Source organism: Pseudomonas sp. Fl5BN2, from assembly GCF_009908205.1.
Taxonomy (GTDB): Bacteria; Pseudomonadota; Gammaproteobacteria; order Pseudomonadales; family Pseudomonadaceae; genus Aquipseudomonas.
This window is the reverse complement of the sequence record NZ_JAAARL010000003.1, coordinates 323,245-350,032: the sequence shown is the minus strand read 5'-3', so window position 1 is coordinate 350,032 and position 26,788 is coordinate 323,245. Positions and strand designations below refer to the sequence as shown.

Genomic DNA, 26,788 nt, shown 5'->3' with positions numbered 1-26,788 from the left:
TGCCTATGGCCGCCGATAGCCTATGGTTAAGCCCAAACTGCTAAAAGGAGTTCGCAGCATGTACCGTTGGCTAGCCAGAAATCTGGGAAACGTGAGTGTCAGCCTCAAACTCGGCATCGGCTTCGGCCTGGTACTGCTGCTGACCCTACTGATCACCGCCACCGGCTGGACTGGCCTGGGCGCAGTGATCGACCGCGGCGACAAACTGGGCAACATTTCTAATCTCTACGCCATGACCAAGGACCTGCGCATCACCCGCCTCGACTTTGAGATGCGCCATGGCGAGCAAGGCCCGGCCGCTGTCAATGATGTGCTCAAGCAGCTCGACCAAGGCCTGCAGGCGGCCCGCGAGCAGTTGCAGCAACCCGAGAGCCTCGCCATGATCGAGCAGCAACTGCAGGCCGTAGCCGAATACCAGAAAGCCTTTGCCGACATGACCCGTGCCACCAGCAGCCGCGAAACGGCCCGGGCTCAGCTTGGCGCCAGCGCGGACAACGCCGTGGCCCGGGTGGCCGAAGTCGAGAAATCGCTGCTGCAAGGCGACAGCGTGGCGCAGTTCAACAACGTCATCGAACTCTCCAAACTGATCCAGCAGGCACGCTTCCAGGTACGCGGCTACACCTACAGCGCCAAATCCGAAGCCAAACAACCGGCCCTGGATGCCATCGACAACGCCCTGAACAACCTCACCAGCCTGCCAGCCCGGCTGCCAGAACAGCACATCGCCAGCCTGCAACAGGCCAGCGACTCGCTCCGGGCCTACCGGGCCGCCGTCAGCGCCTTTAGCGACGCCGAGGAGGCCAGTGCCAATGCGCTCAAGCGCATGGCCGCCCAGGGCGACCACCTGATGGACCTGAGCAAGCAACTGACCACGGCGCAGACCGTCAAGCGCGACAGCGAGGCCAGCCAGGCCAGGAGCACCCTGCTGATTGCCACCGCACTGGCCCTGGTGTTCGGCCTGATTGCCGCCTGGGCTATTACCCGGCAGATCATTCAACCCTTGCAACAGACCCTCAAGGCCGCCGAGCGAGTGGCCGCCGGCGATCTCAGCCAGAACCTCGTGGTGGATCGTCGCGACGAGCTGGGTCAATTGCAGAAGGCCATGCAGCGCATGACCCTCGGCCTGCGGGAGCTGATTGGCGGTATCAGCGACGGCGTGACTCAGATTGCCAGCGCCGCGGAGCAACTGTCCGCGGTCACCGAGCAGACCAGTGCCGGGGTCAACAGCCAGAAAGTCGAAACCGACCAGGTGGCCACGGCAATGAACGAAATGGCCGCCACGGTGCAGGAAGTTGCACGCAACGCCGAGGAAGCCTCTGAGGCCGCTGCGGCCGCAGATCAGCAAGCCCGCGAGGGTGATCGGGTGGTGAACGAAGCAATCGCCCAGATCGAGCGCCTGGCCAGCGAGGTTGGCCATTCCACCGAAGCCATGGGCCACCTCAAGCAAGAAAGCGACAAGATCGGCAGTGTGCTGGACGTGATCAAGTCCGTGGCCCAGCAAACCAACCTGCTGGCCCTCAACGCCGCCATCGAAGCGGCCAGGGCCGGAGAAGCCGGACGTGGTTTCGCCGTGGTGGCGGATGAAGTACGCAGCCTGGCTCAGCGCACACAGCAATCCACCGAGGAAATCGCTGAACTGATCATCAGCCTGCAAAGTGGCACCCAGCAAGTGGCCAGCACCCTGGACACCAGCCGCAGCCTGTCCGACAGCAGTGTCGAGTTGACCCGCCGGGCCGGCGGCTCGCTGGAAAACATCACCCGTACCGTGTCGGCGATCCAGGCGATGAACCAGCAAATTGCCGCGGCCGCCGAGCAGCAGAGCGCCGTGGCGGAAGAGATCAACCGCAGTGTGTTGAATGTGCGTGATGTGTCCGAACAGACTTCATCGGCCAGTGAAGAGACCGCAGCGTCCAGCGCCGAGCTGGCGCGACTGGGGATTCACCTGCAAGGGCTGGTGGGACGTTTCCGGGTCTGAGCCTGATAGCGGCTCGCATCCCTCGCCAGCAAGCCGACGCCTACAAAGGATGATGTAGGAGCCGGCTTGCTGGCGAAGCGATCAAAGCACCTGGCGCAAGAATGCCTGGGCCCGCGGGTCTTTCGGCGCAGCGAAAAACAACTCCGGTGCGGCATCTTCCAGCAACTTGCCGTGGTCGAAGAACAGCACCCGATCCGCCACTTCCCGGGCAAAACCCATCTCGTGGGTCACACAGACCATGGTCATACCTTCCAAGGCCAGGGTCTTCATCACGTCCAGCACCTCGCCGACCATTTCCGGGTCCAGGGCCGAGGTTGGCTCATCGAACAGCATGACCTTGGGTTCCATGGCCAAGGCCCGGGCAATCGCCACCCGCTGCTGCTGGCCGCCAGAAAGGCGCGACGGAAACTCATGGGCCTTCTGCGCGATTCCAACCTTCTCCAGCAGCGCCAGGGCCTTGGCCTCACGCTCCTGCTTGCCACGCTTGCGCACCACCTTTTGCGCCAGGCAAAGGTTCTCCAGCACGGTCATGTGGGGGAACAGGTTGAAGTGCTGGAACACCATGCCGACCTCGCGACGATAGGCGTTCACATCGGTCTTGGGATCGGCCAGTTGCAGGCCGTCGATACTTACCGAGCCGGAATCGAATTCCTCCAGGCCATTGAGGCAGCGCAGGAAGGTCGACTTGCCGGAACCCGACGGACCGATCACCACCAGCACTTCGCCCTTGGCCACCTGGGTGCTGACGTTATCCACCGCGCGCACCACCTGGCCACGGGTGTCGAAGACTTTTACCAGATCGCGGACTTCAATCACTTTGCGCGAGCCTCCGCTCAAGCCGGCTGGCCATCTTCGACAGCGGCAGGTTGATCAACAAATACAGGCCCGCCACACAGAACAGGATTTCAAACGGCGAGAACGAGGTGGTAATGACTTCCCGACCGCTCTTGAGCAACTCGGTGATAGCGATTACCGACACCAGCGAAGTGTCCTTGACCAGGCTGATGAACTGCCCGGCCAGGGGTGGCAGCACCCGCTTGAAGGCCTGTGGCAGCACCACGTGGCGCATCGACTGGCCAGCACTCAGGCCCAGGGAGCGAGCTGCTTCGTTCTGTCCACGGGTAATGGACTGCACCCCGGCGCGGACGATTTCCGCCACATAGGCCCCGGTGAACAGCGACAACGCGGCAATCCCCGCAAACTCCCGGGACAGGTTGAGCACCGTGCCGATAAAAAAGTAGAAAATGAAGATCTGCACCAGCAGCGGCGTGCCTCGCACCAGTTCGACATAAAGGGTCGACAGGTCACGCAGGGTCGGATTGCTCGACAGGCGGCACAGCCCGGTGCCCAGACCGATGAGCAAACCCAACACGCCGGACACTACCGACAACCACAACGTCGTCCACAAACCCCACAACAGCGGCCCCGCCGCCCAGTGCCGGGTCACACCGACCACGTCGCCTTCGGCCACATCATCGCCACGAGCCACCTGCAGGCTGCTTTCATCAACACTCAGGCGCTGTTCGTCACCAGAGTCGCCACGCAGCGTGACCTCAGCCTTGCCGCCCTGGCGCACCACCTCGGCGACCGTGGAAATCTGCGCTGCACGCAGGGGTTCTTCGGCCTGATAGGCGAAATACTGCGGTACGCGGTTCCAGCGCCATTCGTAGGACATCAGCGAGGTGGCGTAGTACAGGGCGCCGGCCAGGCCGATCAGCACCAGCGCGGTGAGCACGTGCCAGGGCCATTGGGCTTTCTTCTGTTTCATTGCTGTACAAATTCCGGAGTGGGTGTCGCGAATCCAGGCGCTTGCGCCTGTAGGAGCCGGCTTGCCGGCGAAGGTCCGCGGCACGGAGTCACTGCAAGGACGCCGCGCCGCTCAACCGGCGTTACTCCATGTCCTTGAGCCACTCGGTGCTCTTGAACCACTTGTCATGGATGCGATCGTAAGTACCGTCTTCGTGGATCTGGTGCAGGAAGTTATTGATGAAGTTGATGCTGTCGTAGTCACCCTTCTTCAGGCCGAAGGCCAGAGGCTCGTAGGTGAACGGCTTGTCGAGGAACGTGAGCTTGCCGTTGCCGACCTTGCTCAGCGCCACCACGTTGTACGGGGCGTCGTAGATGAAGGCGTCGGCCTTGCCGTTGACCACGTCGAGCACGGCTTCCTGCTCGTTGTCGTAGCCGTGGTACTTGGCTTTGGCGATCAGCTTCTTGGCAACCATTTCCCCGGTGGTGCCCAGCTTGGAAGTGATGCGGTAGTCCGCGCTGTTCAGGTCCTTGTAGGACTTGATGGTGCCTTCCAGGTCCTTGCGGATCAGCAGGGTCTGGCCGACCACGATGAAGGGCTCGCTGAAGTTCAAGCGCAGGTTGCGCTCCTGGGTCAGGGTCATGCCGCTGCCGATCATGTCGAATTTATCAGTCAGCAAGGCCGGGATGATGCCGTCATAGCCGGTGGACACTGTCTCCAGCTTGACCCCCATGGACTTGGCCATGGCCTTGAGCAGGTCGACTTCGAAACCGATGATCTCGCCGCGCTTGTTGGTCATCTGGAACGGCATGTAGGTCGGGTCCATGCCAACCTTCAGCGTGCCACGCTTGACCGCGTCGTCGATGGCGCCGGCCTGGGCCGTGTTGACCGCCAGCAGAGCTGCGGCGCCTGCCAGCAGCAGCGAAAGATACTTCTTCATCTCGAGTCCCCTGAAACCATTTTATTGTGGTGTCTGTGCGCAGCGGGCCTGGAACGGAAACTTTCGGAGATCAAGCCGCTGTCGATTACGCACAGAAATTTGCGGGTGCGATGCTAACGCACTCGGCCATTTGCACAAGGATTTTTGTTGTTACCGAGGGGCGACCTGTAGCCGCTGTCAAAGGCCTGCGATCGGCTCTGAAGGCCGTGCATTCTGGAGACCGCCGGAAAGCCCTGCAACGCTGGCGGTGTGCACGCAGTCCAGGCCCGCGGCAACGGCTACGAGGATTCGCGATAGGTCGACGGCAGAAAGTAAAACGCCCTTGAGCAAGAACTACAAGGGCGTTGGCTTCAGGCCGGTTGCGGCGCCGCGTTCAACGGCTGCAACGGCAACTGCGGAGCATGGGGATCAGCCTCCACCGACTGGCGCCAGGCGCCCAGCCATTCGCTGTGCCCCTCGCTCCAGACCTGCTCGTGCAGGCGCCCCAGGGCTACCGGATCACTCAACAGCGCCAGACGCTCGCTGTTGTTCAGGGCCGCCGGACCAACTTTCAGTGCATGCCGTACCCGTTCCTGACGCAGCCATTCAATCGGCTCGGCCTCAGTGTGTCGGGACGTCGCCAAGGCACAGGCCAGGGCATTCTGCTGCGGATCGACCACGGCCCGGACAAAACCGTCGTTAAGCGCATGCCAGCGGTTCTCATGGGTGTACTGGTCGGTTGCCAGCAGCGCCTGCGGCGGAGCGTATTCCTCAGGAATCAGGAACAGGCTTTCGTCACGGGACTTCAGGCCCAGACCAACACGGCTGGAGATCACCGACACCGGGATCGACAGCATCAGCGAACCGACGATCGGCACCAGCCACCAGAGGAAGCTCGGGTTCAGCCAGATCACCAGCAATGCCCAGCAGAAGCCCAGCAGGGTCTGCGGACCATGGCGGCGTACCGCCTCGCTCCATGGCGTGGAGTCATCGTCACGTTGTGGCGAGTTCCAGGTCGCGGCCCAGCCGAGGAACGCGGCCAGTACGAAACGGGTGTGGAAAATCATTCGCACCGGTGCCAGCAACATGGAGAACAGCATCTCCAGGAGCATCGACAGGGTCACCTTGAACTTGCCACCGAACTCCTTCGCACCCTTGGCCCAGATCAGGATGATGCTCAAGAGCTTGGGCAGGAACAGCAGCACGATGGTGGTGGAGAACAGCGCGATGGCCTTGTCCGGGTGCCACTGCGGCCACAGCGGATACAGCTGCCGTGGCTCAAGGAAGTACTGCGGCTCCATCAGGGTATTGACCGCCAGCAGGGCCGTGGACAGCACCAGGAAGAAGAACCACAACGGCGCCGACAGGTAGGACATCACCCCGGTGAGGAATACCGCGCGGTGCACCGGGTGCATGCCCTTGACCAGGAACAGGCGGAAGTTCATCAGGTTGCCGTGGCACCAGCGACGGTCACGCTTGAGTTCATCCAGCAGGTTCGGCGGCAACTCTTCATAGCTGCCGGGCAGATCGTAGGCAATCCACACGCCCCAGCCGGCACGGCGCATCAGCGCGGCTTCGACGAAGTCGTGGGACAGGATCGCACCGGCAAAGGCGCCTTTACCGGGCAGTGGCGCCAGGGCGCAGTGCTCGATGAAGGGCTTCATGCGGATGATTGCGTTGTGCCCCCAGTAGTGGGACTCGCCCAACTGCCAGAAGTGCAGGCCAGCAGTGAACAGCGGGCCGTAGACCCGAGTGGCGAACTGCTGCATGCGTGCATAGAGGGTGTCCATGCCCGACGCCCGTGGCGCGGTCTGGATGATCCCTGCATCCGGCGTGGCCTCCATCAGGCGCACCAGGCTGGTCAGGCATTCGCCGCTCATCACGCTGTCGGCGTCGAGCACCACCATGTACTTGTAGTCGCCGCCCCAACGACGGCAGAAGTCGTCGAGGTTGCCGCTCTTGCGCTTCACCCGACGGCGGCGACGGCGATAGAAGATCTTGCCGAAGCCCTTGGCTTCACGGCAAACATCCAGCCAGGCCTGCTGCTCGGCGATGCAGATATCGGCGTCGTTACTGTCACTGAGCACAAAGAAGTCGAAGCGGTCCAGGTCACCAGTGGCCGCCACCGACTCGAAGGTCGCCCGCAGACCAGCAAATACCCGGGGCACGTCTTCGTTGCAGATCGGCATCACCAGTGCGGTGCGCGCATCTTTCGCAATCGGTTCGTTGCCGGCGCTGGCTCCGGAGATGCGATATTTATCGCGACCGGTCAACAGTTCCAGGAAGCCCATCAGCGCTGTCCAGAAACCCGCCGAAACCCAGCAGAAGAGGATCCCGAACAGGATCAGGATGCTGGTCTGCAATGCATAAGGCAGTACCTGCTGTGCGGTCTGCATCAGTGGCTGATGCATCACTTCATCCAGGTCGACGAAGGACCAGCCCTGATACGGCATGATGCCTTTCATGTACCAGCCGGCAACGATGGTCTGGCCGAGCATCAGCACCAACAGGATATAGCGACGGATCGAACCCACGGTGCGCCAGCGGGCAGCCGGCAGCACCCGCTCGTCCTTGGGCGGCGCGGGTGGGTTGGTGCGCCCGGTCAGGCGACGCCAGCCACGCACCAGGATATTGGTACGCCACGGCTCGGGCACCACCTTGGTCCGACGGATCGGTGGCGTAGCCTTGAGACAGACTCGCCCCACGGCGTCGACGCCAAGCATTTCGGCATCTTCCAGTTCAGCCGCGGTGCTCAGGCTCAAGCGCGGCCCGATCGAAGCCTGGGCGGCATCGTCAGGACCATCGAAGGTGGCAGACGACAGACGCTGGTGCAGTTCACTGAAGGACTGGCAGCCCGCGAGTTCCGCGCGCTGCTCATCCGACATCGGCAAGTGAGCCAGGTACTCGGCAAGAGACTCTGGCTGGAGTTGAGAGTTACTCATCGGCAGGCAACTGATAGCTCCAGGTCTCGGTCAGGACTTGTTCAGTTTTAACCGGTTCCGGTGTGGCTGGGGCCGCTTCGGCAGCCACTGGCTGCTTGGCGTCTTTGTGGTCCTTGTCCTTGGTATCCTTGACGTCTTTGGCCGACTGGGCAGCCGCCTGCTTGGCCGCTTCCTTCTTCTCTTTTTCCTGCTGCTTGGCGGCAACCTTGTCGGCCTTGGCCACGGAGGAATTGGAGTTCGGCGTCGAGGCCTTGGCCGGTTCGGCAACCGGGATATCGCGAACCAGCGCGGCACGCATCTCGGTGGCTTTGCTGGCGTCCTTGATCTTCAAGCGCAGGGTCAGGCGCCAGCCCTTGGTTTCGTCGTTGTAGCGCACGCTGTTCTCGACCACTTCGGCGTTGTCGCCGACGCTGACCTGGCTGCGTACCTGTGCATCGGCCGGCAGTGCCTTGAGCGACGGGCCTTCGAAGTCCACCAGGTAGGCAACGCTGCCGTCAGGCTGACGGATCAGGTTGGACTGCTTGACGTCACCGGTGGAACGCAGGGTCTGTTGCACCCAGGCGCTGTCCGGGGAATGCAGGGCGGCTTCATCCATGGTCCAGTGCAGACGGTAGGCGAAGTCCAGCGGCTGGCCTGGCTCAGGTTGTTTTTCCGGGTTCCAGAACGCCACGATGTTGTCGTTGGTTTCGTCGGCGGTAGGGATTTCCACCAGGTCGACAGTGCCTTTGCCCCAGTCGCCCTTAGGCTCGATCCAGGCGCTTGGGCGCTTGTCGTAGCGGTCGTCGAGGTCTTCATAGTGGCTGAAGTCGCGGCCACGTTGCAGCAGGCCGAAACCACGCGGGTTCTCCACCGAGAAGTTGCTCACGGCCAAGTGCTTCGGATTGTTCAGCGGACGCCAGATCCACTCGCCATTGCCGGCATGGATCGACAGGCCACTGGAGTCGTGCAGCTCGCGACGGTAGTTGAGGACTTTCGACGGCTGGTTGGCGCCGAACAGGTACATGCTGGTCAGCGGGGCCAGGCCCAGCTTGCCAACTTTGTCCCGCAGGAATACCCGGGCCTTGACGTCGACAATGGTGTCAGCGCCCGGCCGCAGGGTCAGGCGATAGGCGCCGGTGGCCCGTGGCGAATCCAGCAGGGCGTAGATCACCAGGTGCTTGTCGGTAGGCTTGGGCTGTTGAATCCAGAACTCGCTGAAACGCGGGAACTCTTCACCGGACGGCAAGGCGGTATCGATCGCCAGGCCACGGGCGGACAGGCCATACGTGTGGCCTTTGCCGACGACGCGGAAATAGCTCGCGCCGAGCATGGTCATGATCTCGTCTTGCTTGTCAGCCTTGTTGATCGGGTACAGCACACGGAAACCGGCATAGCCGAGCTTTTCGGTGGCCTTGGGATCGAACTTGGCGTCGCCGAAGTCGAAACGGCTCGGATCGTACTTGATCTCGGAAACGGCGTTGGCGCTGATCTGGTTGATCTTCACCGGCGTGTCGAAGTGCATGCCCTGGTGATAGAACGACAGCTTGAACGGGGTCTTCTGATCGGCCCATTCGGCTTTTTCGGTGAGAAAGCGAATTTTCTGGTAGTCCGCGAACTTCATGTCACGGAACTCGTTCGGCAGGTTACTGCGCGGGGCCTCGTACTTCTGCCCGGCAAGATCCTTGGCTTTGGCCGACACATCATCAAGATTGAATGCCATGAGTTGACCGGCACCGAGCAGGCAGAACAGCGCAGAGCCCGTCACCAGTACGTTTCGTAACCGTTTGGCAAACAAATTTGGTGCATTACAGGGACTAACAATCACGAGCAACCCTCGCCGAAAACAGATCAAAAAACCAACGGCCAGCTATCTATATGCCAGGTTGGCGAGCATTGTTCCGACTCCGATGGGGCTAAATGATTCCCCAAACGGCCGTGGACAAGTCTCTACTTAAGTCAAAATGGACCAACGAACGCTGATCCCCGTAGCGCGCGATTATCTAGTAGCCCGCGTTACAACGCATCAGGGGCAACAAAGTATTTATCGCGAAAAACAGCAGTTTCCGGCCTAAATCGATGGAAAAAGATGTTTCAGGCGCTTTTAGGTCTGTAACAGGAAGGTTACCGGGCCATCGTTGACCAGATGCACCTGCATGTCCGCACCAAAACGCCCTGATGCCACTTTGCCATGCAACTGTTGCGCCTTCACTACCAGGTAGTCGAAAAGTTCCTCACCGAGAGCGGGCGGCGCGGCGCTGGAAAAACTCGGACGCAACCCGCTTTTGGTGTCCGCCGCCAGGGTGAACTGCGACACCAGCAACAACCCTCCCTGCACATCCATCAAGGACAGGTTCATCTTGCCCTCGGCGTCACTGAACACCCGATAGTTAAGCAGCTTATGCAGAAGTTTGTCGGCGCTGGCCCGGGTGTCCTCGGGCTCCACCGCCACCAGCACCAGTAAACCCTGGTCCACGGCGCCGACTCTTTCCCCGGCGACCTCCACTCGCGCGCCGGCCACGCGCTGCAACAGGCCCTTCATGCTTCTTCAGGCGGCAAGTCGAGCAGGCGTCGGGCCAACTGATCGGTGGCACGCACCAGGGCATCGGTGATGCCCGGCTCGGAAGCGGCGTGGCCGGCATCGCGAATCACCTGCAACTCACTGTTGGGCCACGCCTGATGCAACTCCCAGGCGTTGTCCAGAGGACAGATCACATCGTAGCGGCCGTGGACGATGACCCCAGGCAAATGGGCGATCTTGCCCATGTCGCGAATCAGCTGATCGGGTTCGAGGAAGGCGTTATTGGTGAAGTAGTGGCACTCGATCCGGGCAATCGACAGTGCTCGCTGTGGCTCGGAGAACCGGTCCACCACCAGCGGATTGGGACGCAGGGTCGCGGTGCGCCCTTCCCAGCCGGACCAGGCTTTGGCTGCATGCATCTGGGCGATCTGGTCACTGCCGGTCAGGCGCTTGTGGAAGGCACTGACCAGGTCATGACGCTCCTCCAGAGGAATCGGCGCGACGTAGTCCTGCCAGTAGTCCGGGAACAGACGGCTGGCACCACACTGGTAATACCACTGGACTTCCTGGGGCCGGGCAAGAAAGATGCCCCGCACGATCAGCCCGTGCACCCGCTCCGGGTGGGTTTGCGCGTAGGCCAGGGCCAGGGTCGACCCCCAGGAACCGCCGAACAGCACCCATTTGTCGATGCCAAGGTGCTGGCGGATCCGTTCCAGGTCGGCCACCAGATCCCAGGTGGTGTTGTTTTCCAGGCTGGCGTGGGGAGTGGAGCGCCCGCAACCGCGCTGGTCGAAGGTGACAATGCGGTACAGGTTCGGATCAAAATAGCAGCGGCTGGAAGCATCACAGCCAGCACCTGGCCCACCATGAATGAACACCACCGGCAAACCTTCCGGTGAACCACTTTCGTCGACATACAGCACGTGGGGGCTGTCGACGGCCAGATCGTGCCGGGCATAGGGTTTGATCTGCGGGTACAAAGTCTGCATTACGCGCTCCGTGGAGGTCGGGTTCATCCCTGAAGGGACTTCATTTATTCTGCCGTCCGGCATCATAAACCCGAATTACACAATGAGCATGCCCTTGAGAAAAATGGGGTTGTTGACCCCATTTGTCGTCTCCAGCCTGGCGTGGCTGCCACCATATGATCAGCGGCCGTAGCGCTCATGCCCCCAGGCCAGCAGGCCTTGCAGCAATGCCTTGAGCACCTCCTGGGTCGGTGCCGCCAGATCCTCGCGATAGCGGAACGGTTCGAACTCCTCCATATAAGCGCTCTGCGCCAGTTCCAGCTGCACCGCGTGAATGTGCTCGGCCGGGTTACCGTAATGCCGGGTGATGTGACCGCCCTTGAAACGACCGTTGAGCACATGGGTGTAATCACCATGAGCGGCGCAGATGCTCTCCAAGTGGCTGGCCAGTTGCGGATCACAGCTGGCGCCATTGAAGGTGCCGAGGTTGAAGTCCGGCAGCTTGCCCTCGAACAGGTGCGGGATCAGCGAGCGAATGGAGTGGGCATCGAACAGCAAGGCATAACCGAACTCGGCCTTGAGCCGCGCCAGCTCCTCCTGCAGGGTGCGGTGATAAGGCCCCCAGACCTCTTGCAGGTACTGCTGCCGCTCGGCCTTGGAAGGCGCCTGCCCCTCGATGAACAAGGGCTCACCATCAAACAGCGTCTCCGGGTACAGGCCCGTGGTGGCGCCAACGTAAAGGGGTTTATCGTCGGACGGACGGTTCAGGTCGATGACGAAGCGCGAGTATTCGGCGGCCAGGGTACTGGCCCCCAGCGCCGTGGCGAATTCGTACAGACGTGGGATGTGCCAGTCGGTATCCGGCAGGCTCTGCGCCCGCGGAACCAGCCCGGCGGCCACCGCCGGGGTCAGGCACGTGCCGGCGTGGGGCATGCTGATCAGCAACGGCACCCGACCAGGTTTGAAACTCAGAACCTTATCCACAACCCTTCTCCTACACAGTCACTTCAACGCCGTGTCGTACGACGCGTTTTTCCAGGTCACCGCCCAGCCAATAGGCCAGGTCGGCGGGACGATCAATCTGCCAGGCGACGAAGTCCGCCACCTTGCCCACTTCCAGCGAGCCATGGGTTTGCTCCATGCCCAAGGCCTGGGCCGCATGCAGGGTAACCCCGGCAAGGGCCTCCTCGGGAGTCATGCGAAAACAGGTGCAGGCCATGTTCAACATCAAGCGCACTGACAGCGCCGGTGAAGTGCCAGGATTGAGGTCGCTGGCCACGGCGATCTTCACCCCGTGTTTGCGCAAGGCATCCATCGGCGGCAACTGGGTTTCCCGGAGGAAATAAAAGGCCCCGGGCAATAGCACCGCAACCGTCCCGGAGGCCGCCATGGCGATGGCATCGCCCTCGGTCATGAACTCCAGGTGATCGGCGGACAGTGCCTGATAGCGCGCTGCCAGGCTCGAACCATGCAGGGAAGACAGCTGCTCGGCATGCAGCTTGACCGGCAGGCCAAGCTTCTGCGCGGCAATGAACACCCGCTCCACCTGCGCCGGGGAAAACGCCAGGTATTCACAGAAGGCATCCACGGCATCCACCAACCCCTCGGCCGCCAGCGCCGGGAGCATCTCGCTGCAGATGTGCTCGATGTAGTCATCCGCACGCTCGGCGTATTCCGGCGGCAGGGCGTGGGCCGCCAGGCAGGTGCTGCGCACGCTGACCGGCAGCACCTCGCCGAGCCTGCGGATGACCCGCAGGATCTTGCGCTCGCTGGCCAGGTCCAGGCCATAGCCGGACTTGATCTCGACGCTGGTGACGCCATCCCGCAGCAGGCTCAGTAGACGCTTGCGCGCACTGACGAACAACTCCTCCTCGGTGGCCGCACGGGTAGCCCGCACGGTGCTGGCGATACCGCCACCGGCGGCGGCGATTTCGGCGTAGCTGACCCCCTGCAGACGCTGTTCGAACTCACCGCTGCGGTTGCCACCGAACACGGTATGAGTGTGGCAATCGATCAGGCCCGGGGTGACCCAGGCACCCGCCAGGTCCTGTACCTGATGGTAATCGGCGACCGGCGCCTGCTGGCGCCGGCCGATCCACTCGATGTGCGCCCCTGACGTCACGATGGCCGCGTCCTCGATGATCGAGTAGGTGCCCTGGGCCATGCTGGCGACGTTGCAGTGTTGCCAAAGAGTCTTCATCCAAGGCCTCCGTTAATGATCAGTAGGTACAGAAGTGTCGGCGAGAATTCGCTGGGCCTGCGCGGCCGCCGGTTTGACCCACAGCATATAGGCCAGCACTAGCAACACGACCCACGCCACGCCCACCATCAGCGATGCCTGGGTTTCCGGGAAGTAGGCCAGCACGCCGAAGATGAACAGCATGAAAACAATGGCCGCCGCCGGCGCCCAAGGCCAGAACGGCACCTTGAACTGCAACTGCGCCACCTGCTCGGCGCTCATGGAGCGGCGCATGGCCACGTGGGTCAGGAGAATCATCAGCCAGACCCAGACCGTGGCGAAAGTGGCCAAGGAGGCAATCAGCAGGAAGATGTTTTCCGGAATCAGGTAGTTCAGCACCACCCCGCCCAGCAAGGCCACGGCCATCACGAGCACGGTCATCCACGGCACCCCATACTTCGACACCTGGGCAAAGCCCTTGGGCGCCTGCCCTTGCTGGGCCAGGCCGAACATCATACGTCCAGCGCCAAAGATATCGCTGTTGATCGCCGACACCGCCGCCGAAATCACCACAATATTGAGGATGGTCGCCGCCGCACTGATTCCCAGGCTGTCGAAGATCTGTACGAACGGACTGCCTTGGGTACCGATCTGCGGCCAAGGGTAAATCGACATCAGCACGAACAGGGTCAGCACGTAGAACAGCAAGATCCGCAGAGGCACCGCGTTGATCGCCTTGGGGATGACCCGCTGCGGGTCCTTGGCCTCACCGGCGGTGACGCCAATGATCTCGATCCCGCCGAAGGCGAACATCACCACGGCGAATGAAGCGATCAGCCCACCCACGCCGTTAGGCATGAAGCCACCATGAGCCCAAAGGTTGCTGACGCCGGTCGCCTGGTCGGCGGTGGCCGAGCTGAGGCCGAACAGCATGATGCCGAAACCACCGAGAATCATCGCAACGATCGCCCCGACCTTGAGCAGTGACAGCCAGAACTCCATCTCGCCAAAGACCTTGACGCTGCACAGGTTCAGGCCGCCGATCAGCAACACGATGCCCAGTACCCAGACCCAGCGCGCCACCTCCGGAAACCAGAAGCCCATATAAATGCCAAAGGCCGTGACGTCGGCCAGGCAGACGATGATCATCTCGAACGCATAAGTCCAACCCAGCACAAAACCCGCCAGGGGGCCCAGGTACTGGCTGGCGTAGTGACCGAAGGAGCCGGACACTGGGTTGTGCACGGCCATCTCGCCCAGGGCGCGCATCACCATGAATACCGCCGCGCCACCGATCAGGTAGGCCAGCAGTACCGCCGGGCCGGCCATCTGGATCGCCGAGGCGGAGCCGTAGAACAGCCCGGTGCCGATTGCCGACCCCAGGGCCATGAAACGTATGTGCCGGGCGGTCAGGCCCCGGCGTAAGCCTTTCTCTTGCGATTGCATGTCTTTGTCCCTTTTATTGTTATCGGACAAGACCACCCTGCGCGGCTGCGCAGGGTGACTGGAGCAGGCGCTCCAGGTCTGTCTTGCGGGTAACGCGCCCCCTAATGGGCCGCCCCTGCCTACCGGACACGGAGTGACAGGGCGGCCCGTCGCCCATCACAGGCTCGGCAACAACCGGGCAGGCAACAGATCGTTCAGGCAGCGTGAAGCCAACAGTTCGCTGGCGGCGTTGATGTCCGGTGCGAAGAAACGGTCCTTCTCGTAGTACGCCACTTTTTCGCGCAGGGTAGCGCGGGCTTTTTCCAGGGTCGGCGAGGTTTTCAGGCCTGCGCGCAGGTCCAGGCCCTGGCAGGCCGCCAGCCATTCCACAGCCAGGACACCGCGGGTGTTCTCGGCCATTTCCCACAGGCGCTTGCCGGCGGCCGGGGCCATGGAAACGTGGTCTTCCTGGTTGGCGGAGGTGGGGATGCTGTCCACCGAGTGCGGATGGGCCAAGGCCTTGTTTTCGCTGGCCAGGGCCGCCGCGGTGACCTGGGCGATCATGAAGCCGGAGTTGACCCCGCCATTGGCCACCAGGAACGGCGGCAGCTGGGACATGTGCTTGTCCATCATCAGCGAGATACGGCGTTCGCTCAGGGAGGCGATCTCGGCGATGGCCAGGGCCATGTTGTCGGCGGCCATGGCCACCGGCTCGGCGTGGAAGTTGCCACCGGAGATCACGTCACCCTCGGCAGCGAACACCAGCGGGTTGTCCGATACGGCGTTGGCTTCCACCACCAGCACTTCGGCGGCCTGGCGGAACTGAGTCAGGCAAGCGCCCATCACTTGCGGCTGGCAACGCAGGGAGTACGGGTCCTGAACCTTGTCGCAGTTCTGGTGCGAGGCGGACACCTCGGTGCTGTCCCCCAGCAATGCCCGGTAGGCCGCAGCGGTATCGATCTGCCCGCGCTGACCGCGAGCGGCGTGAATCCGCGCATCGAACGGCGAGCGCGAACCCAGCACGGCTTCCACCGTCAGGCCACCACAGACCAGGGCACCGGCGAACAGATCTTCGCCTTCGAACAGACCGCGCAGGGCATATGCAGTCGAAACCTGGGTGCCGTTGAGCAGCGCCAGGCCTTCCTTGGCGGCCAGGGTCAGCGGCTTGAGGCCGGCGACTTCCAGGGCCGTCGTAGCTTCCAGCCATTGCCCCTTGTAGCGCGCCTTGCCCTCGCCCAGCAGCACCAGGGACATGTGCGCCAGTGGCGCCAGGTCACCGGATGCACCCACAGAGCCCTTGAGCGGGATATGCGGGTAGACCTCAGCGTTGATCAGGGCGATCAAGGCATCGATCACCTTGCGACGGATACCGGAGAAGCCACGGCTCAGGCTGTTGACCTTGAGCACCATGATCAACCGCACCAGATCATCGCTGATCGGCTCGCCCACGCCAGCGGCATGGGACAGCACCAGGGAGCGCTGGAGATTTTCCAGGTCGGCGCTGGCGATGCGGGTCGAGGCCAACAGGCCGAAACCGGTGTTGATCCCGTAGGCGGTGCGGTTCTCGGCGAGGATCTGCTCGACACAGGCGACGCTGGCGTCGATCTGCGCCGAAGCGCTGTGGTCCAGGCTCAGGGTCAGCGGTTGCTGATAGATAGCCCGCAGTTGGGCCAGGGTCAGTTGGCCGGGAATCAGGTTTAGCGCAGTCACATTTATGCTCCTTTTGAGAGTTTTGTAATAACGACCAGTCGCTCCGGAAGCTTCCGTTGTCCGTCGCCAGGCTCAATAGTGAGTCGCTGGCGCCTTGGCACGCTGGTTATGGAAAATCGGGGTTCACACCGCCGTAACACGGCGAGGCTCATGGGTCGTTTGTTCAAGGGCTGCTGGCGGCTCGGCGGGCAGGATCAACTGCTCGGGCACCGCCCCATGCCACTTCTTCGCACAGACGTAATACAACGCTGCGGGCACCACCAGGCCGATGATCCAGGAAATATCAGTATCGCCAAGACTCGCCACCAGGGGGCCGGTATAGAAGTGAGTGGAAATGAACGGCATCTGGACCAGCACGCCGAACACATAAATGCTGATGCCCATGACATTCCAACGACCGTAGCGACCGTCCGGGTCGGACAGCGCAGGGATGTCATAACGCTCCCTGGTGATGCAATAGAAGTCCACCAGGTTGATCGCGCTCCAGGGCGTGAAGAACGCCAGCAGGAACAGGATGAAGGATTTGAACGCACCGAGGAACGAGTGCTGGCCGAGCAGAGCGATCAGGGTCGCGGTACCGACAATCAGCAACACCACGACCAGCCGCTGCAAGCGGGTCACCTTCAGCTCGCCGCGAAAACCGCTGATGATGGTGGCAATGCACATGAAGCTGCCGTAGGAGTTCAGCGTCGAGATGGTCACCTTGCCGAAGGCGATGCTGAAGTAGAGCAACGCGGCTATCGCACCACTGCCACCCAGGCCAACGATGTAGGCCACTTCACGGCCAGCGAACTGGCCCTTGGACATGGCCGCGGCGAACACCCCGAGCACCATCGCCACCTGAGCACCGATCACCGAACCTGCACCGGCGGCGAGGAACGTCTTCAACGGCGAAGTCGTGCTCGGCAGGTAGCGCGAATAGTCGGCGACGTAGGGACCGAAAGCGATCTGCCAGGATGCGGCCAACGACACGGCCAGGAGGAAACTGCTCCAGCTGAAGTGACGAATAGCCAGCAAGGCACTGACGTCGGTCTGGCTCAGCAGCCGGCTGAACAGGTAGCAGAAAGCGATCACGCCGATCACACTGGCGACTCGGCCGATATAGTGAATCACCCGATAGCCAAGCACAGTGACCAGCACAATGACACTGGCGAAGACCAAGATGCCGGTGCTGTCACTGACGCCGAACATCTGGCCCAGCGCCTGCCCGGAAAGCACCGTGCCGGTCGCGGTGAAGCCCAGGTACATCAGGCACACCAGCACCATCGGGATGGCCGCGCCATAGACTCCGAACTGCACCCGACTGGAGATCATCTGCGGCAGGCCGAGCCTCGGCCCTTGCGCCGCATGCAGCGCCATCACCCCGCCGCCCAGCAGTTGCCCGATCAACAGACCGATCAACGACCAGAACACATCACCGCCCAACACCACCGCCAGAGCGCCAGTGACGATGGCTGTGATCTGCAGGTTGGCACCCAACCACAGGGTGAACTGACTCAAGAGACGACCGTGTCTTTCCGCTTCCGGGATGTAGTCGATCGAACGCTTTTCGATCAACGGTTTGATGCTTGCACGATCATTCGCTAAAGCCATGGACGTCGAACCTCTATGGGCACTGCAGACGATATCCCCTGTAGGAGCGAGCTTGCTCGCGAGGCGGTACGACTCGCGCACCGCAGTGTTGCCATCGCCAGCAAGCTGGCTCCTACAGAGAACGGGGGGTTACTTGCCGGTGATCATCGGCAGATTCAGGCCCTGTTCCTTGGCGCAATCGATAGCGATCTGGTAACCGGCATCGGCATGCCGCATGACCCCGGTGGCCGGATCGTTGTGCAGCACGCGGGCAATACGCTCGGCCGCTTCATCGGTACCGTCGCAGACGATCACCATCCCCGAGTGCTGGGAGAAGCCCATGCCAACGCCGCCGCCGTGGTGCAGGGAAACCCAGGTTGCGCCACTGGCGGTGTTCAACAGGGCGTTGAGCAACGGCCAGTCGGACACGGCGTCGGAGCCGTCCTGCATGGATTCGGTTTCACGGTTCGGGCTGGCCACGGAACCGGAGTCCAGGTGATCACGGCCGATGACGATCGGCGCCGACAACTCACCGCTACGGACCATTTCGTTGAACGCCAGACCGAGCTTGGCGCGCAGGCCCAGGCCGACCCAGCAAATCCGCGCCGGCAGGCCCTGGAAGCTGATGCGCTCGCGGGCCATGTCCAGCCAGTTGTGCAAGTGGGCGTCGTCGGGGATCAGCTCCTTGACCTTGGCGTCGGTCTTGTAGATGTCTTGCGGATCACCCGACAGCGCCGCCCAGCGGAACGGGCCGATGCCGCGGCAGAACAGCGGACGGATGTAGGCCGGGACGAAGCCTGGGAAGTCGAAAGCATTCTCGACGCCTTCTTCCTGGGCCATCTGGCGGATGTTGTTACCGTAGTCGAAAGTCGGGATGCCCTGCTTCTGGAAGTCGAGCATGGCCTGGACGTGCACGGCCATCGATTGCTTGGCCGCCTTGACCACCGCTGCAGGCTCGGTCTTGGCGCGCTCGCGGTATTGCTCCCAGGTCCAGCCAGCCGGCAGGTAGCCGTTGAGCGGGTCGTGGGCGCTGGTCTGGTCGGTGACCATGTCCGGGCGCACGCCGCGACGGACCATTTCCGGAAGAATCTCGGCGGCGTTACCGCACAAGGCAATGGAGATCGCACGGCCTTCGGCAGTGTATTTGGCGATGCGCGCCAGGGCGTCGTCCAGGTCCTTGGCCTGCTCGTCGACATAGCGGGTCTTGAGGCGGAAATCGATGCTGGTCTGTTGGCACTCGATGTTCAGCGAGCAGGCGCCGGCCAGGGTTGCGGCCAGAGGCTGGGCGCCGCCCATGCCGCCGAGGCCGGCGGTCAGGACCCAGCGGCCCTTGAGGTTATCGTTGTAGTGCTGGCGACCGGCTTCGACGAAGGTTTCGTAGGTGCCTTGGACGATGCCCTGGCTGCCGATATAGATCCAGCTGCCGGCGGTCATCTGGCCGTACATGGCCAGGCCCTTGGCATCCAGTTCGTTGAAGTGTTCCCAGGTAGCCCAGTGCGGCACCAGGTTGGAGTTGGCGATCAGTACCCGCGGCGCATTGCTGTGGGTCTTGAACACGCCCACTGGCTTGCCGGATTGCACCAGCAGGGTTTCGTCATCATTCAGGTTGGTCAGGGCTTCGACGATCTTGTCGTAGCACTCCCAGTTGCGGGCGGCGCGACCGATGCCACCGTAGACCACCAGTTCCTTGGGGTTCTCGGCGACTTCCGGGTCGAGGTTGTTCATCAGCATGCGCAGCGGCGCTTCAGTCAGCCAGCTCTTGGCGGTCAGCTTGTTGCCGCGGGCGGCGCGAATTTCGACGTTGCGGAATGTGGTGGGTTTGCTGTCAGTCACGGAAAAACTCCTCGGCGATGAGTCCAAGGTGCGAAGAGGATTCCATCGACTCTTACGCACACATATTTACTTGTACATACAAGCATATGCAATCAAGCGGCCAACTCTCTTGAGACTTACCTGATAAGCCTCAGGAAAAATCTGCAAGCCTTGTGGAATGCGGTCTCCAGCAGTGCGTAATTTTTAAACGAAGATTTTTTGCCAGGTGCGCAGCTGTTACCAAAGTCGGGGGTTGCGCCGTACTGGGGCATTCGGTAACAAATCAGTGCGCGAACGGAAGCGCATTCGACGGCCGAGAGGTGGGAGTTTTACCCAGCACCAATCGCCTCGATCCGAATGGGATCGAAGTGCAGATTAAGGAGGGAAGTGTGAAACATCCGCAGGCCGTATCCCGGCCTGCGGCAACCGCTGGTTGATCAAACAGCGGTGAGTTCGATCACGCAGCAGAGACCATCGAGGGCGATTTCCATGACCTCGGTGTTGCCGTCCACGCGCAGGCAGTCATAGCGCCCCAGTGCTTGCACCGGGGTGTTGCCCATGTCCACCCACGCCTGCTCGGCGGCACCAAACACCAGCACCGTGTGGGCCTGGGTGAAAAACCGCTGCTGGCCATCGAGCCATTGCAAACGGGCGACGTAACGCTCAGGGCAATAGATCAGGTTGAAGTCGCGGATCGCCCCGTCCAGCAGGGTGCAGCTCACCTGGCTGGCGCCACTGAAGGCAAAGGCATCGAGGGGCAGCAAGGGCCGCGCATCCCGGCCATCGACATTGAGCGTCATGCCGGTGCCTTGCAGCACGGTGATGATCCGCTGATAACCGGCAAAGCTGGAAAAACCGCCGGACTCGGCGATGTCGGCAATCGACAGGCGCCAACCGAAACCCTCCAGGCCGGCCCCAGTATCGCGAGCAATCTCTTCAGTGCTGCCGCCGCCATTTTTCCACGGCATGCGCGGGTAGTCGGTGGCGCGTAAAAGGGTGGACTGGATCATTTATGAAAGCGTCCTTCCAGACGATGACGGGAACCGGGGTGGATCAAACGCGCAGCAGTCACCGGCTGGCGCCCGGACCAGGTACGGCGGCGAATCAGCAGGCACGGCTCGCCACGCTCGATCTGCAGCAGCCGGCACTCTTCGGGCTCGGCGAGAATCGCCTCCACCACGTGCTCGCCCTCGGTCAGGGGTGCGACCTGGGACAGATAGGCATAAGGGGTTTGCAGGGTGAAGTCCTGCTTGAGGTACTCCGGCGCCACCAGGGCGTTAACGAAGCGATCCTCGATCTGCACCGGAATATCGTTCTCGAAATGCACGATCAGCGAGTGGAAGACCTTCTGCCCTTCGCGCATGTCCAGGGCCAGGGCGCGCTCGGAACCGGCAGCCTCCTCGCCCAGGGTGACGACCTGGCAGGTGTGGCGATGACCGCGGGAGGCGATCTCGTCGGCAATGTTGTGCACCTCGAACAGCGCCGACTGGCTCTTGGGCTCGGCAACGAACGTGCCCACGCCCTGCATGCGCACCAGCATGCCCTCGGCGGTCATTTCCCGCAGCGCGCGGTTGATGGTCATGCGACTGAAGCCCAGCTGATTGACCAACTCGCTTTCCGACGGCACCCGGTAATGCGGCGGCCAGTTCCCGCTCTCGATCTGCTGGGTGATCATCTGTTTGACGCGGGCATACAAGGGCGCCGGACTATCGCCCAGATGGGCAGCCAGCGGCAATTTGGCAGGCGGAGTCGGCACGGGAAATCCTTGTGATTCGATAAAGGTGGCTAGCTTGCCGGAGTTTACCGGGCAGGCAAACGTCTGTATATGTATATACAAATAACATAACGATGGGGTTTTGAACCATGTCCGCCTTCTTTGCCGAGCGCGCGCTACTGCCTAATGGATGGGCCAACCATGTACGACTTGAAGTCAGCGCCAGCGGCCAACTGACTCACATCCAGGCCAACGCCAGCGCAGAAGGTGCCGAGCGGCTCAAGGGCCCGCTGCTGCCAGGCATGCCCAACCTGCACTCCCACGCGTTCCAACGGGCCATGGCCGGGCTGGCGGAAGTTGCCGGCAACCCCAACGACAGCTTCTGGACCTGGCGTGACCTGATGTACCGCCTGGTAGGCAAGATCAGTCCCGAGCAGTTGGAGATCATCGCCCGCCAGCTGTACATCGAAATGCTCAAGGCCGGTTACACCTCGGTGGCGGAATTCCACTATGTGCATCACGACACCGACGGCCAGCCCTACGCCGATCCTGCCGAGCTGTCTCGGCGCATCAGCCAGGCGGCCGGCAGCGCCGGTATCGGCCTGACCCTGCTGCCAGTGCTGTACAGCCACTCCGGATTCGGCGGTCAGGCACCCAATGACGGCCAGCGGCGCTTTATCAACAGCACGGAAAACTACCTCGAGCTACAGCAGCGTTTGCAGCCCTTGCTGGCACAGCAGGCCAACCAGCAACTGGGCTTGTGCTTTCACTCCTTGCGCGCGGTCACCCCACAGCAGATCAGCGAAGTGCTGGCCGCCAGCGATCGCCAATGCCCGGTGCATATGCACATTGCCGAACAGCAGAAGGAAGTCGACGATTGCCTGGCCTGGAGTGGGCGTCGCCCACTGCAATGGCTGTATGAAAACATCACGGTGGATCAACGTTGGTGCCTGGTCCACGCCACCCACGCCAACCCGGAAGAAGTCAGTCTCATGGCCAAGAGCCAAGCCATTGCCGGCCTGTGCCTGACCACCGAGGCCAACCTCGGTGACGGGATCTTCCCAGCGGTGGATTTCCTCGCTCAGGGCGGGCGCTTGGGCATCGGCTCCGACAGCCATGTATCACTCAGCGTGGTGGAGGAACTGCGTTGGCTGGAGTACGGCCAGCGCCTGCGGGATCAGCGGCGCAACCGCCTGTATCGCGCGGACCAGCCCATGGTTGGCCGCACGTTGTACGATGCCGCGCTGGACGGTGGCGCCCAGGCACTGGGGCAAGCCATAGGCGCCTTGGCCGTGGGCAAACGCGCCGACTGGCTGGTGCTCGATGGCAATGACCCTTATCTGGCCACCGCCGACGGTGACGGGATTCTCAACCGTTGGCTGTTTGCCGGCGGCGACCGCCAGGTGAGGGACGTGATGGTGGGTGGCCAGTGGGTGGTGCGTGACGGGCGCCACGCTGCCGAAGAAGACAGTAGCCGGGCCTTCACCCAGGTCCTGCGCGACCTGCTCAACTAACCCCAACCCGTAGGAGCCGGCTTGCCGGCGAAAGCATTCTCACGAGCGCCTTCGCCGGCAAGCCGGCTCCTACGGATGAGCTTATTTCGAGGTCTTGGCCATGGCCGAGTCCGACACCCGCCAGATCAGCCGTGTGGTGTCATAACCCTGCTGGCGAGCCTTGCTCAGCAACTCCTCACGCACCGTCTCGGTGACTTCCGGCGTCCGCGACAGCAGCCACAGGTAGCGCCGGTTCGGGTTGCCAACAATCGCGGTCTTGTAGTCATCGCTGACATACAGCACCCAGTAGTCACCCTTGGTCGCCCCCGGCAACAGCCGCGAGAACCAGTTATCGAACTCGACCCAGAGCTTGTCGGTTTTACCCGACACCTGAGGCGTTGCCGTGCCGCGAGCCTCCTCCCACTTCCACTCCGGAGTCAGGCAGCGGTTGAGCACCGCCACGGTGCCATCCGGCAGTTGGGTGTAACGGGCCTCGGATTGCGCACAGTTGCGCTGGAAATACATCGGCAACCGCGCCAACTCGTACCAGGTCCCTTGGTAACGCTTGAGATCGACGTGATTGACGGTCTTGGGCGCCAGCGAATCGTCCCGGGACGTGGCGCAGCCGGCCAAGAGCAGGCCGACCAGAAGAGTGACAACAAAACGCATCATTATTTTTCTCCCGCAGGCCCGAAGCCCCGGTTTTACTTCAGGCCTTGCCCGGAAAACATCAGGACCTTGTCACCGGCATACTGCACGCTGATAAAGCTGTTCTTGTCGCCCCAGGTGCAACTGGACATGCCCAGCGCGCCCGAACAATCGGTCGGTTTGCCCAGGAGTTGCTCAACCTCGACCTTGGGCATGCCCGCCGAGAGCTTGGAATAGTTTTCCTGATTGACCTTGCTGCACGCAGCCAGCAGCACGCAAAACGACAACAGAGCGAGAGAACGCAGGGACATGGTGAACTCCTGGACGAAGGGGGGAAGGCCTGTCAGCCAACCAGAAGCTTAGAAGAGAAAACCCCCTTCTGGTTCCCCACCGCGGCGGGTATTTGTTGCCCGATGTCCCAGGCATTTTCCTCGCAAATCAATGACCTTTCTACCTGCCCTGGCAGTTCGTCGGTTTTCCTCGCGAGCGCCTCATCTTACGTACTGGCCAGTCGACATAACTGCAGCGCAAAACCCTCCACTGTGGCAAATTGACGCCCCTCGTTGACCAGCCCATCGCGGTAGTTCATTTAATGACCAGCAATATGAAATTCAGCCACAAGATCCTGCTTGCCGCCGCCCTTGTGGTGGCCGTCGCGTTCGCCTGTTTTATTCTGTTCAATGACTACCGACAGCGTGAGGCTCTACACAGCAGCACCGAATCCTCGATGCAAGAACTGGGCAGCCTGACCACCAGCAATATCCAGACCTGGCTGGAAAGTCGCATCCAGCTCCTGCAATCCCTGGCCCAACAGATCGCTGTGGACGGCAACGGCGCCGACAGCCTGAAACGCAGCGTCGGCCTGCCCGCCTATACCAGCAACTTCCAGCTCAGCTACTTCGGCGGCCAGGATGGCGTGATGTTCTCGGTGCCAGCCGGCAACCGCAGTGCCGACTACGATCCCCGCGCCCGTGGCTGGTACAAGGCCGCCAACAGCGCCCAGCAGACCATCGTCACCGAACCCTACATCGCCGCTTCGTCCGGCAAGCTGGTGATCACCGTCGCCACGCCGGTGCGGCATCAGGAGCAAATGATCGGCGTCGCCGGAGCCGACATCGACCTGTCGAGCATCAGCGCGATCATCAACTCGCTGAACTTCGGCGGTCATGGCCACGCCTTCATCGTCAGCGCCGATGGCAAGATCCTGATCCATCCCGATAGCAAGCTGGTGCTCAAGAGTCTTGCCGAGGCGTATCCCAGTGGCGCGCCAACCATCAGTCCCGGCTTGAAAGAAGTGCAACTGAACGGCAAGACCCAGTTCATCTCCTTCACTCACGTCAACGGTGTGCCCTCGGCCGACTGGTACGTGGCCCTGGTCCTGGACCAGGACACCGCCTTCGCCATGCTCAGCGAGTTCCGCACCTCGGCGATCATCGCCATGTTGATCGCCGTGGTGATCATCATCAGCCTGTTGGGCATGCTGATCCGCCTGCTGATGCAACCCTTGCACCTGATGGGCCGGGCCATGCACGACATCGCCGAAGGCGAAGGCGACCTGACCAAGCGCCTGGTGATCCACAGCCACGACGAGTTTGGCACCCTGGGCCTGTCGTTCAACCGTTTTGTCGAGCGCATCCACAGTTCGATCCGCGAAGTGTCCTCAGCCACCGGCCAGGTCAACGAAGTTGCCCTGCGGGTGGTGGCAGCCTCCAACTCGTCGATGTTCAATTCCGACCAACAGGCCTCGCGCACCAGCAGCGTGGCTGCAGCCATCAACCAGCTGGGCGCCGCCGCCCAGGAAATTGCCCAGAACGCCGCCCTGGCTTCGCAGCATTCCAGCGATGCCCGCAGCCTGGCGCAAGATGGCCAGCAGGTGGTGGACAAGACCATCGCTGCCATGCAGCAGCTTTCGGTGAAGATCAGCAGCTCCTGCGACAACATCGAGACCCTCAACAGCAACACCGTGAACATCGGGCAGATCCTCGAAGTCATCACCAGCATCTCCCAGCAGACCAACCTGCTGGCCCTCAACGCCGCCATCGAGGCAGCCCGGGCCGGGGAAGCCGGGCGCGGCTTTGCCGTGGTCGCGGACGAAGTGCGCAACCTCGCCCACCGTACCCAGGATTCGGCGCAGCAAGTGCAGAAGATGATCGAGGAGTTGCAGGTGGGTGCCCGTGAAGCGGTGGGCACCATGACCGAAAGTCAGCGCGAGAGCGAAAGCAGTGTCGGCATCGCCAATCAAGCCGGCGAACGCCTGGACAGCGTAACCCAGCGCATCGGCGAGATCGACGGCATGAACCAGTCAGTGGCCACCGCCACCGAGGAACAGACCGCCGTGGTGGAGTCGATCAATGTCGACATCACCGAGATCAACACCCTCAACCAGGAAGGCGTGGAAAACCTGCAAGCGACCCTGCGTGCCTGCGCCGATCTGGAGCAACAGGCCAAGCGCCTGCAGCAGTTGGTGGGCAGTTTCCGTATCTGACAGCTTCGCCGGTCAGCCTGCCCCTACCGAAACCCGGTAGGAGCCGGCGGGCCAACGAAGGCGATCTGCCAGGGGTCTTCAGCGACACTGTCGACAATCAGAAGCGCGAGCCGGGCTCACCCAGGAAGGCCAGTTCTTCGGCTGTGGATTCACGGCCAAGAATGATATTGCGATGGGGGAAGCGCCCGAAGCGGGCAATGACCTTCTGGTGCCGTTCGGCATAGTCCAGTTGATCGGCGAATACCGGGCGATCTTCCAGCGACTGTTGGTCGTGCAGGGCGGCAAAGCGTGAAACGCCTTCGTTCTGCACCGCCAGGTGCTCGCAATGCTCGAACACCAGGTAGATGAAGCTGCGCTGCATGGCGCTCAACTGCCGATCAAGATCCGCGGCAATGCCTTGCGCTACCAGGGCCTGGGCACGGCTATCGCCGGCAAATGCCTTGGGGGTGTCGCGGTAGATCATGCGTGGCAGTTGGTCGAGCAGGATCACCAGGGCCAGCCAGCCTTGCGGACTTTGCGCCCACTCGGTCAAGCCGCCCGCCAGCGCCTGTTCGACCTGGCCCCCGAAGCGCGTGCGCGCTTCGAGGTCCTGGCTGTCACGCTTGCCAAACCACAGGCCGCCCTTCTCAGCCACGATGTCCGAAGGTTTCTCGGCGCTGCCGAACCACCAATCAAGCAAAGGCTGCCAGGAGTCGGCCATGG

21 protein-coding genes and 2 pseudogenes are annotated in these 26,788 nt (G+C 62.1%); 5 read left to right on the top strand and 18 right to left on the bottom strand.

Annotated features, from left to right (window positions below; genetic code table 11):
- Positions 1–22: 22 nt before the first annotated feature.
- Positions 23–1,117: pseudogene (locus GV819_RS33655) on the top strand (methyl-accepting chemotaxis protein); the annotation flags it as partial.
- Positions 1,103–1,975 carry a methyl-accepting chemotaxis protein gene (locus GV819_RS33650; RefSeq protein ID WP_372242029.1) on the top strand — a complete coding sequence of 291 codons (873 nt, stop codon included), beginning with the start codon at positions 1,103–1,105 and terminating at the stop codon, positions 1,973–1,975. The pseudogene GV819_RS33655 and the gene GV819_RS33650, both read left to right, overlap by 15 nt.
- Positions 1,976–2,056: 81 nt before the next feature.
- On the opposite strand, the gene GV819_RS06040 is transcribed toward GV819_RS33650, so the two are convergent.
- The 15 genes from GV819_RS06040 to hutC all read right to left on the bottom strand — a co-directional run bounded on the left by GV819_RS06040 (position 2,057) and on the right by hutC (position 21,421).
- Positions 2,057–2,791, bottom strand: a complete 735-nt coding sequence (locus tag GV819_RS06040; protein WP_161754460.1) for an amino acid ABC transporter ATP-binding protein — start codon at positions 2,789–2,791, stop codon at positions 2,057–2,059.
- Entirely contained in the window at positions 2,784–3,743 is a 960-nt protein-coding gene (locus tag GV819_RS06035) for an amino acid ABC transporter permease (protein WP_161754458.1), read from the bottom strand. The genes GV819_RS06040 and GV819_RS06035 overlap by 8 nt, the downstream gene beginning before the upstream one ends.
- Positions 3,744–3,864: 121 nt before the next feature.
- Positions 3,865–4,662, bottom strand: coding sequence for a transporter substrate-binding domain-containing protein (locus GV819_RS06030; protein ID WP_161754456.1), 798 nt, complete (start codon positions 4,660–4,662; stop codon positions 3,865–3,867).
- Positions 4,663–5,012: 350 nt separating this feature from the next.
- A complete protein-coding gene (gene mdoH / locus GV819_RS06025; RefSeq protein WP_161754454.1) occupies positions 5,013–7,583 on the bottom strand; it encodes a glucans biosynthesis glucosyltransferase MdoH in 2,571 nt (856 codons plus the stop codon).
- Positions 7,576–9,387 carry a glucan biosynthesis protein G gene (locus GV819_RS06020; protein ID WP_161754452.1) on the bottom strand — a complete coding sequence of 604 codons (1,812 nt, stop codon included), beginning with the start codon at positions 9,385–9,387 and terminating at the stop codon, positions 7,576–7,578. The genes mdoH and GV819_RS06020 overlap by 8 nt, the downstream gene beginning before the upstream one ends.
- Positions 9,388–9,663: 276 nt before the next feature.
- On the bottom strand, positions 9,664–10,101 hold the full coding sequence (gene dtd, locus GV819_RS06015; protein WP_161754450.1) for a D-aminoacyl-tRNA deacylase: 438 nt from the start codon (positions 10,099–10,101) through the stop codon (positions 9,664–9,666).
- Entirely contained in the window at positions 10,098–11,069 is a 972-nt protein-coding gene (gene pip, locus GV819_RS06010; protein ID WP_161754448.1) for a prolyl aminopeptidase, read from the bottom strand. Before pip ends, dtd begins: the two co-directional genes overlap by 4 nt.
- Before the next feature lie 159 nt (positions 11,070–11,228).
- On the bottom strand, positions 11,229–12,032 hold the full coding sequence (gene hutG / locus GV819_RS06005) for an N-formylglutamate deformylase (protein ID WP_161754446.1): 804 nt from the start codon (positions 12,030–12,032) through the stop codon (positions 11,229–11,231).
- A gap of 10 nt (positions 12,033–12,042) precedes the next feature.
- Positions 12,043–13,248 carry an imidazolonepropionase gene (gene hutI / locus GV819_RS06000; protein ID WP_161754444.1) on the bottom strand — a complete coding sequence of 402 codons (1,206 nt, stop codon included), beginning with the start codon at positions 13,246–13,248 and terminating at the stop codon, positions 12,043–12,045.
- Positions 13,249–13,260: 12 nt separating this feature from the next.
- Positions 13,261–14,673 carry an amino acid permease gene (locus GV819_RS05995; protein ID WP_161754441.1) on the bottom strand — a complete coding sequence of 471 codons (1,413 nt, stop codon included), beginning with the start codon at positions 14,671–14,673 and terminating at the stop codon, positions 13,261–13,263.
- A 156-nt stretch (positions 14,674–14,829) separates the two neighbouring features.
- Entirely contained in the window at positions 14,830–16,362 is a 1,533-nt protein-coding gene (gene hutH / locus GV819_RS05990) for a histidine ammonia-lyase (protein ID WP_161754439.1), read from the bottom strand.
- 123 nt (positions 16,363–16,485) lie between these two features.
- On the bottom strand, positions 16,486–17,955 hold the full coding sequence (locus GV819_RS05985; protein WP_161754438.1) for a purine-cytosine permease family protein: 1,470 nt from the start codon (positions 17,953–17,955) through the stop codon (positions 16,486–16,488).
- Positions 17,956–18,084: 129 nt separating this feature from the next.
- Positions 18,085–19,767 carry a urocanate hydratase gene (gene hutU / locus GV819_RS05980; RefSeq protein ID WP_161754436.1) on the bottom strand — a complete coding sequence of 561 codons (1,683 nt, stop codon included), beginning with the start codon at positions 19,765–19,767 and terminating at the stop codon, positions 18,085–18,087.
- Positions 19,768–20,183: 416 nt separating this feature from the next.
- Positions 20,184–20,756 (bottom strand): HutD/Ves family protein, encoded by a 573-nt coding sequence (locus GV819_RS05975; protein WP_161754434.1) that lies wholly within the window; start codon positions 20,754–20,756, stop codon positions 20,184–20,186.
- Positions 20,753–21,421, bottom strand: a complete 669-nt coding sequence (gene hutC / locus GV819_RS05970; RefSeq protein ID WP_256667381.1) for a histidine utilization repressor — start codon at positions 21,419–21,421, stop codon at positions 20,753–20,755. The genes GV819_RS05975 and hutC overlap by 4 nt, the downstream gene beginning before the upstream one ends.
- A 188-nt stretch (positions 21,422–21,609) precedes the next feature.
- Here hutC and GV819_RS05965 point away from each other — a divergent pair, with 188 nt between their 5' ends.
- The gene (locus GV819_RS05965; protein WP_161754429.1) at positions 21,610–22,974 is read left to right on the top strand and encodes a formimidoylglutamate deiminase; all 1,365 of its coding nucleotides are present in this window, start codon (positions 21,610–21,612) and stop codon (positions 22,972–22,974) included.
- Between the two features lie 81 nt (positions 22,975–23,055).
- Here GV819_RS05965 and GV819_RS05960 read toward each other — a convergent pair whose 3' ends face one another.
- Together GV819_RS05960 and GV819_RS05955 are read right to left on the bottom strand one after the other, a co-directional pair.
- On the bottom strand, positions 23,056–23,625 hold the full coding sequence (locus GV819_RS05960) for a lipocalin family protein (RefSeq protein ID WP_161754427.1): 570 nt from the start codon (positions 23,623–23,625) through the stop codon (positions 23,056–23,058).
- A gap of 32 nt (positions 23,626–23,657) precedes the next feature.
- Positions 23,658–23,912: an outer membrane protein assembly factor BamE gene (locus GV819_RS05955; protein ID WP_161754426.1), complete on the bottom strand. Its 255-nt coding sequence runs from the start codon at positions 23,910–23,912 to the stop codon at positions 23,658–23,660.
- 281 nt (positions 23,913–24,193) lie between these two features.
- Between GV819_RS05955 and GV819_RS33645 the strand changes: the two are divergent.
- Positions 24,194–25,228 (top strand): annotated as a pseudogene (locus tag GV819_RS33645) (HAMP domain-containing protein); the annotation flags it as partial.
- Positions 25,229–25,321: 93 nt separating this feature from the next.
- Positions 25,322–26,086: a methyl-accepting chemotaxis protein gene (locus tag GV819_RS33640; protein WP_434738421.1), complete on the top strand. Its 765-nt coding sequence runs from the start codon at positions 25,322–25,324 to the stop codon at positions 26,084–26,086.
- 97 nt (positions 26,087–26,183) lie between these two features.
- Here the strand turns inward: GV819_RS33640 and GV819_RS05945 are convergent, their stop codons facing one another.
- The gene (locus GV819_RS05945) at positions 26,184–26,786 is read right to left on the bottom strand and encodes a DUF924 family protein (protein WP_161754422.1); all 603 of its coding nucleotides are present in this window, start codon (positions 26,784–26,786) and stop codon (positions 26,184–26,186) included.
- Between the last annotated feature and the right edge of the window lie 2 nt (positions 26,787–26,788).

Excerpts from the sequence above, each read along its gene's own strand:
- GV819_RS33650 (WP_372242029.1), top strand. The coding sequence starts at position 1,103 with ATGCAGCGCATGACCCTCGGCCTGCGGGAGCTGATTGGCGGTATCAGC.
- GV819_RS06035 (WP_161754458.1), bottom strand. The coding sequence starts at position 3,743 with ATGAAACAGAAGAAAGCCCAATGGCCCTGGCACGTGCTCACCGCGCTG.
- GV819_RS06030 (WP_161754456.1), bottom strand. The coding sequence starts at position 4,662 with ATGAAGAAGTATCTTTCGCTGCTGCTGGCAGGCGCCGCAGCTCTGCTG.
- mdoH (WP_161754454.1), bottom strand. The coding sequence starts at position 7,583 with ATGAGTAACTCTCAACTCCAGCCAGAGTCTCTTGCCGAGTACCTGGCT.
- dtd (WP_161754450.1), bottom strand. The coding sequence starts at position 10,101 with ATGAAGGGCCTGTTGCAGCGCGTGGCCGGCGCGCGAGTGGAGGTCGCC.
- pip (WP_161754448.1), bottom strand. The coding sequence starts at position 11,069 with ATGCAGACTTTGTACCCGCAGATCAAACCCTATGCCCGGCACGATCTG.
- hutI (WP_161754444.1), bottom strand. The coding sequence starts at position 13,248 with ATGAAGACTCTTTGGCAACACTGCAACGTCGCCAGCATGGCCCAGGGC.
- GV819_RS05995 (WP_161754441.1), bottom strand. The coding sequence starts at position 14,673 with ATGCAATCGCAAGAGAAAGGCTTACGCCGGGGCCTGACCGCCCGGCAC.
- GV819_RS05985 (WP_161754438.1), bottom strand. The coding sequence starts at position 17,955 with ATGGCTTTAGCGAATGATCGTGCAAGCATCAAACCGTTGATCGAAAAG.
- GV819_RS05975 (WP_161754434.1), bottom strand. The coding sequence starts at position 20,756 with ATGATCCAGTCCACCCTTTTACGCGCCACCGACTACCCGCGCATGCCG.
- hutC (WP_256667381.1), bottom strand. The coding sequence starts at position 21,421 with ATGATCACCCAGCAGATCGAGAGCGGGAACTGGCCGCCGCATTACCGG.
- GV819_RS05965 (WP_161754429.1), top strand. The coding sequence starts at position 21,610 with ATGTCCGCCTTCTTTGCCGAGCGCGCGCTACTGCCTAATGGATGGGCC.
- GV819_RS05960 (WP_161754427.1), bottom strand. The coding sequence starts at position 23,625 with ATGATGCGTTTTGTTGTCACTCTTCTGGTCGGCCTGCTCTTGGCCGGC.
- GV819_RS05955 (WP_161754426.1), bottom strand. The coding sequence starts at position 23,912 with ATGTCCCTGCGTTCTCTCGCTCTGTTGTCGTTTTGCGTGCTGCTGGCT.
- GV819_RS33640 (WP_434738421.1), top strand. The coding sequence starts at position 25,322 with ATGTTCAATTCCGACCAACAGGCCTCGCGCACCAGCAGCGTGGCTGCA.
- GV819_RS05945 (WP_161754422.1), bottom strand. The coding sequence starts at position 26,786 with ATGGCCGACTCCTGGCAGCCTTTGCTTGATTGGTGGTTCGGCAGCGCC.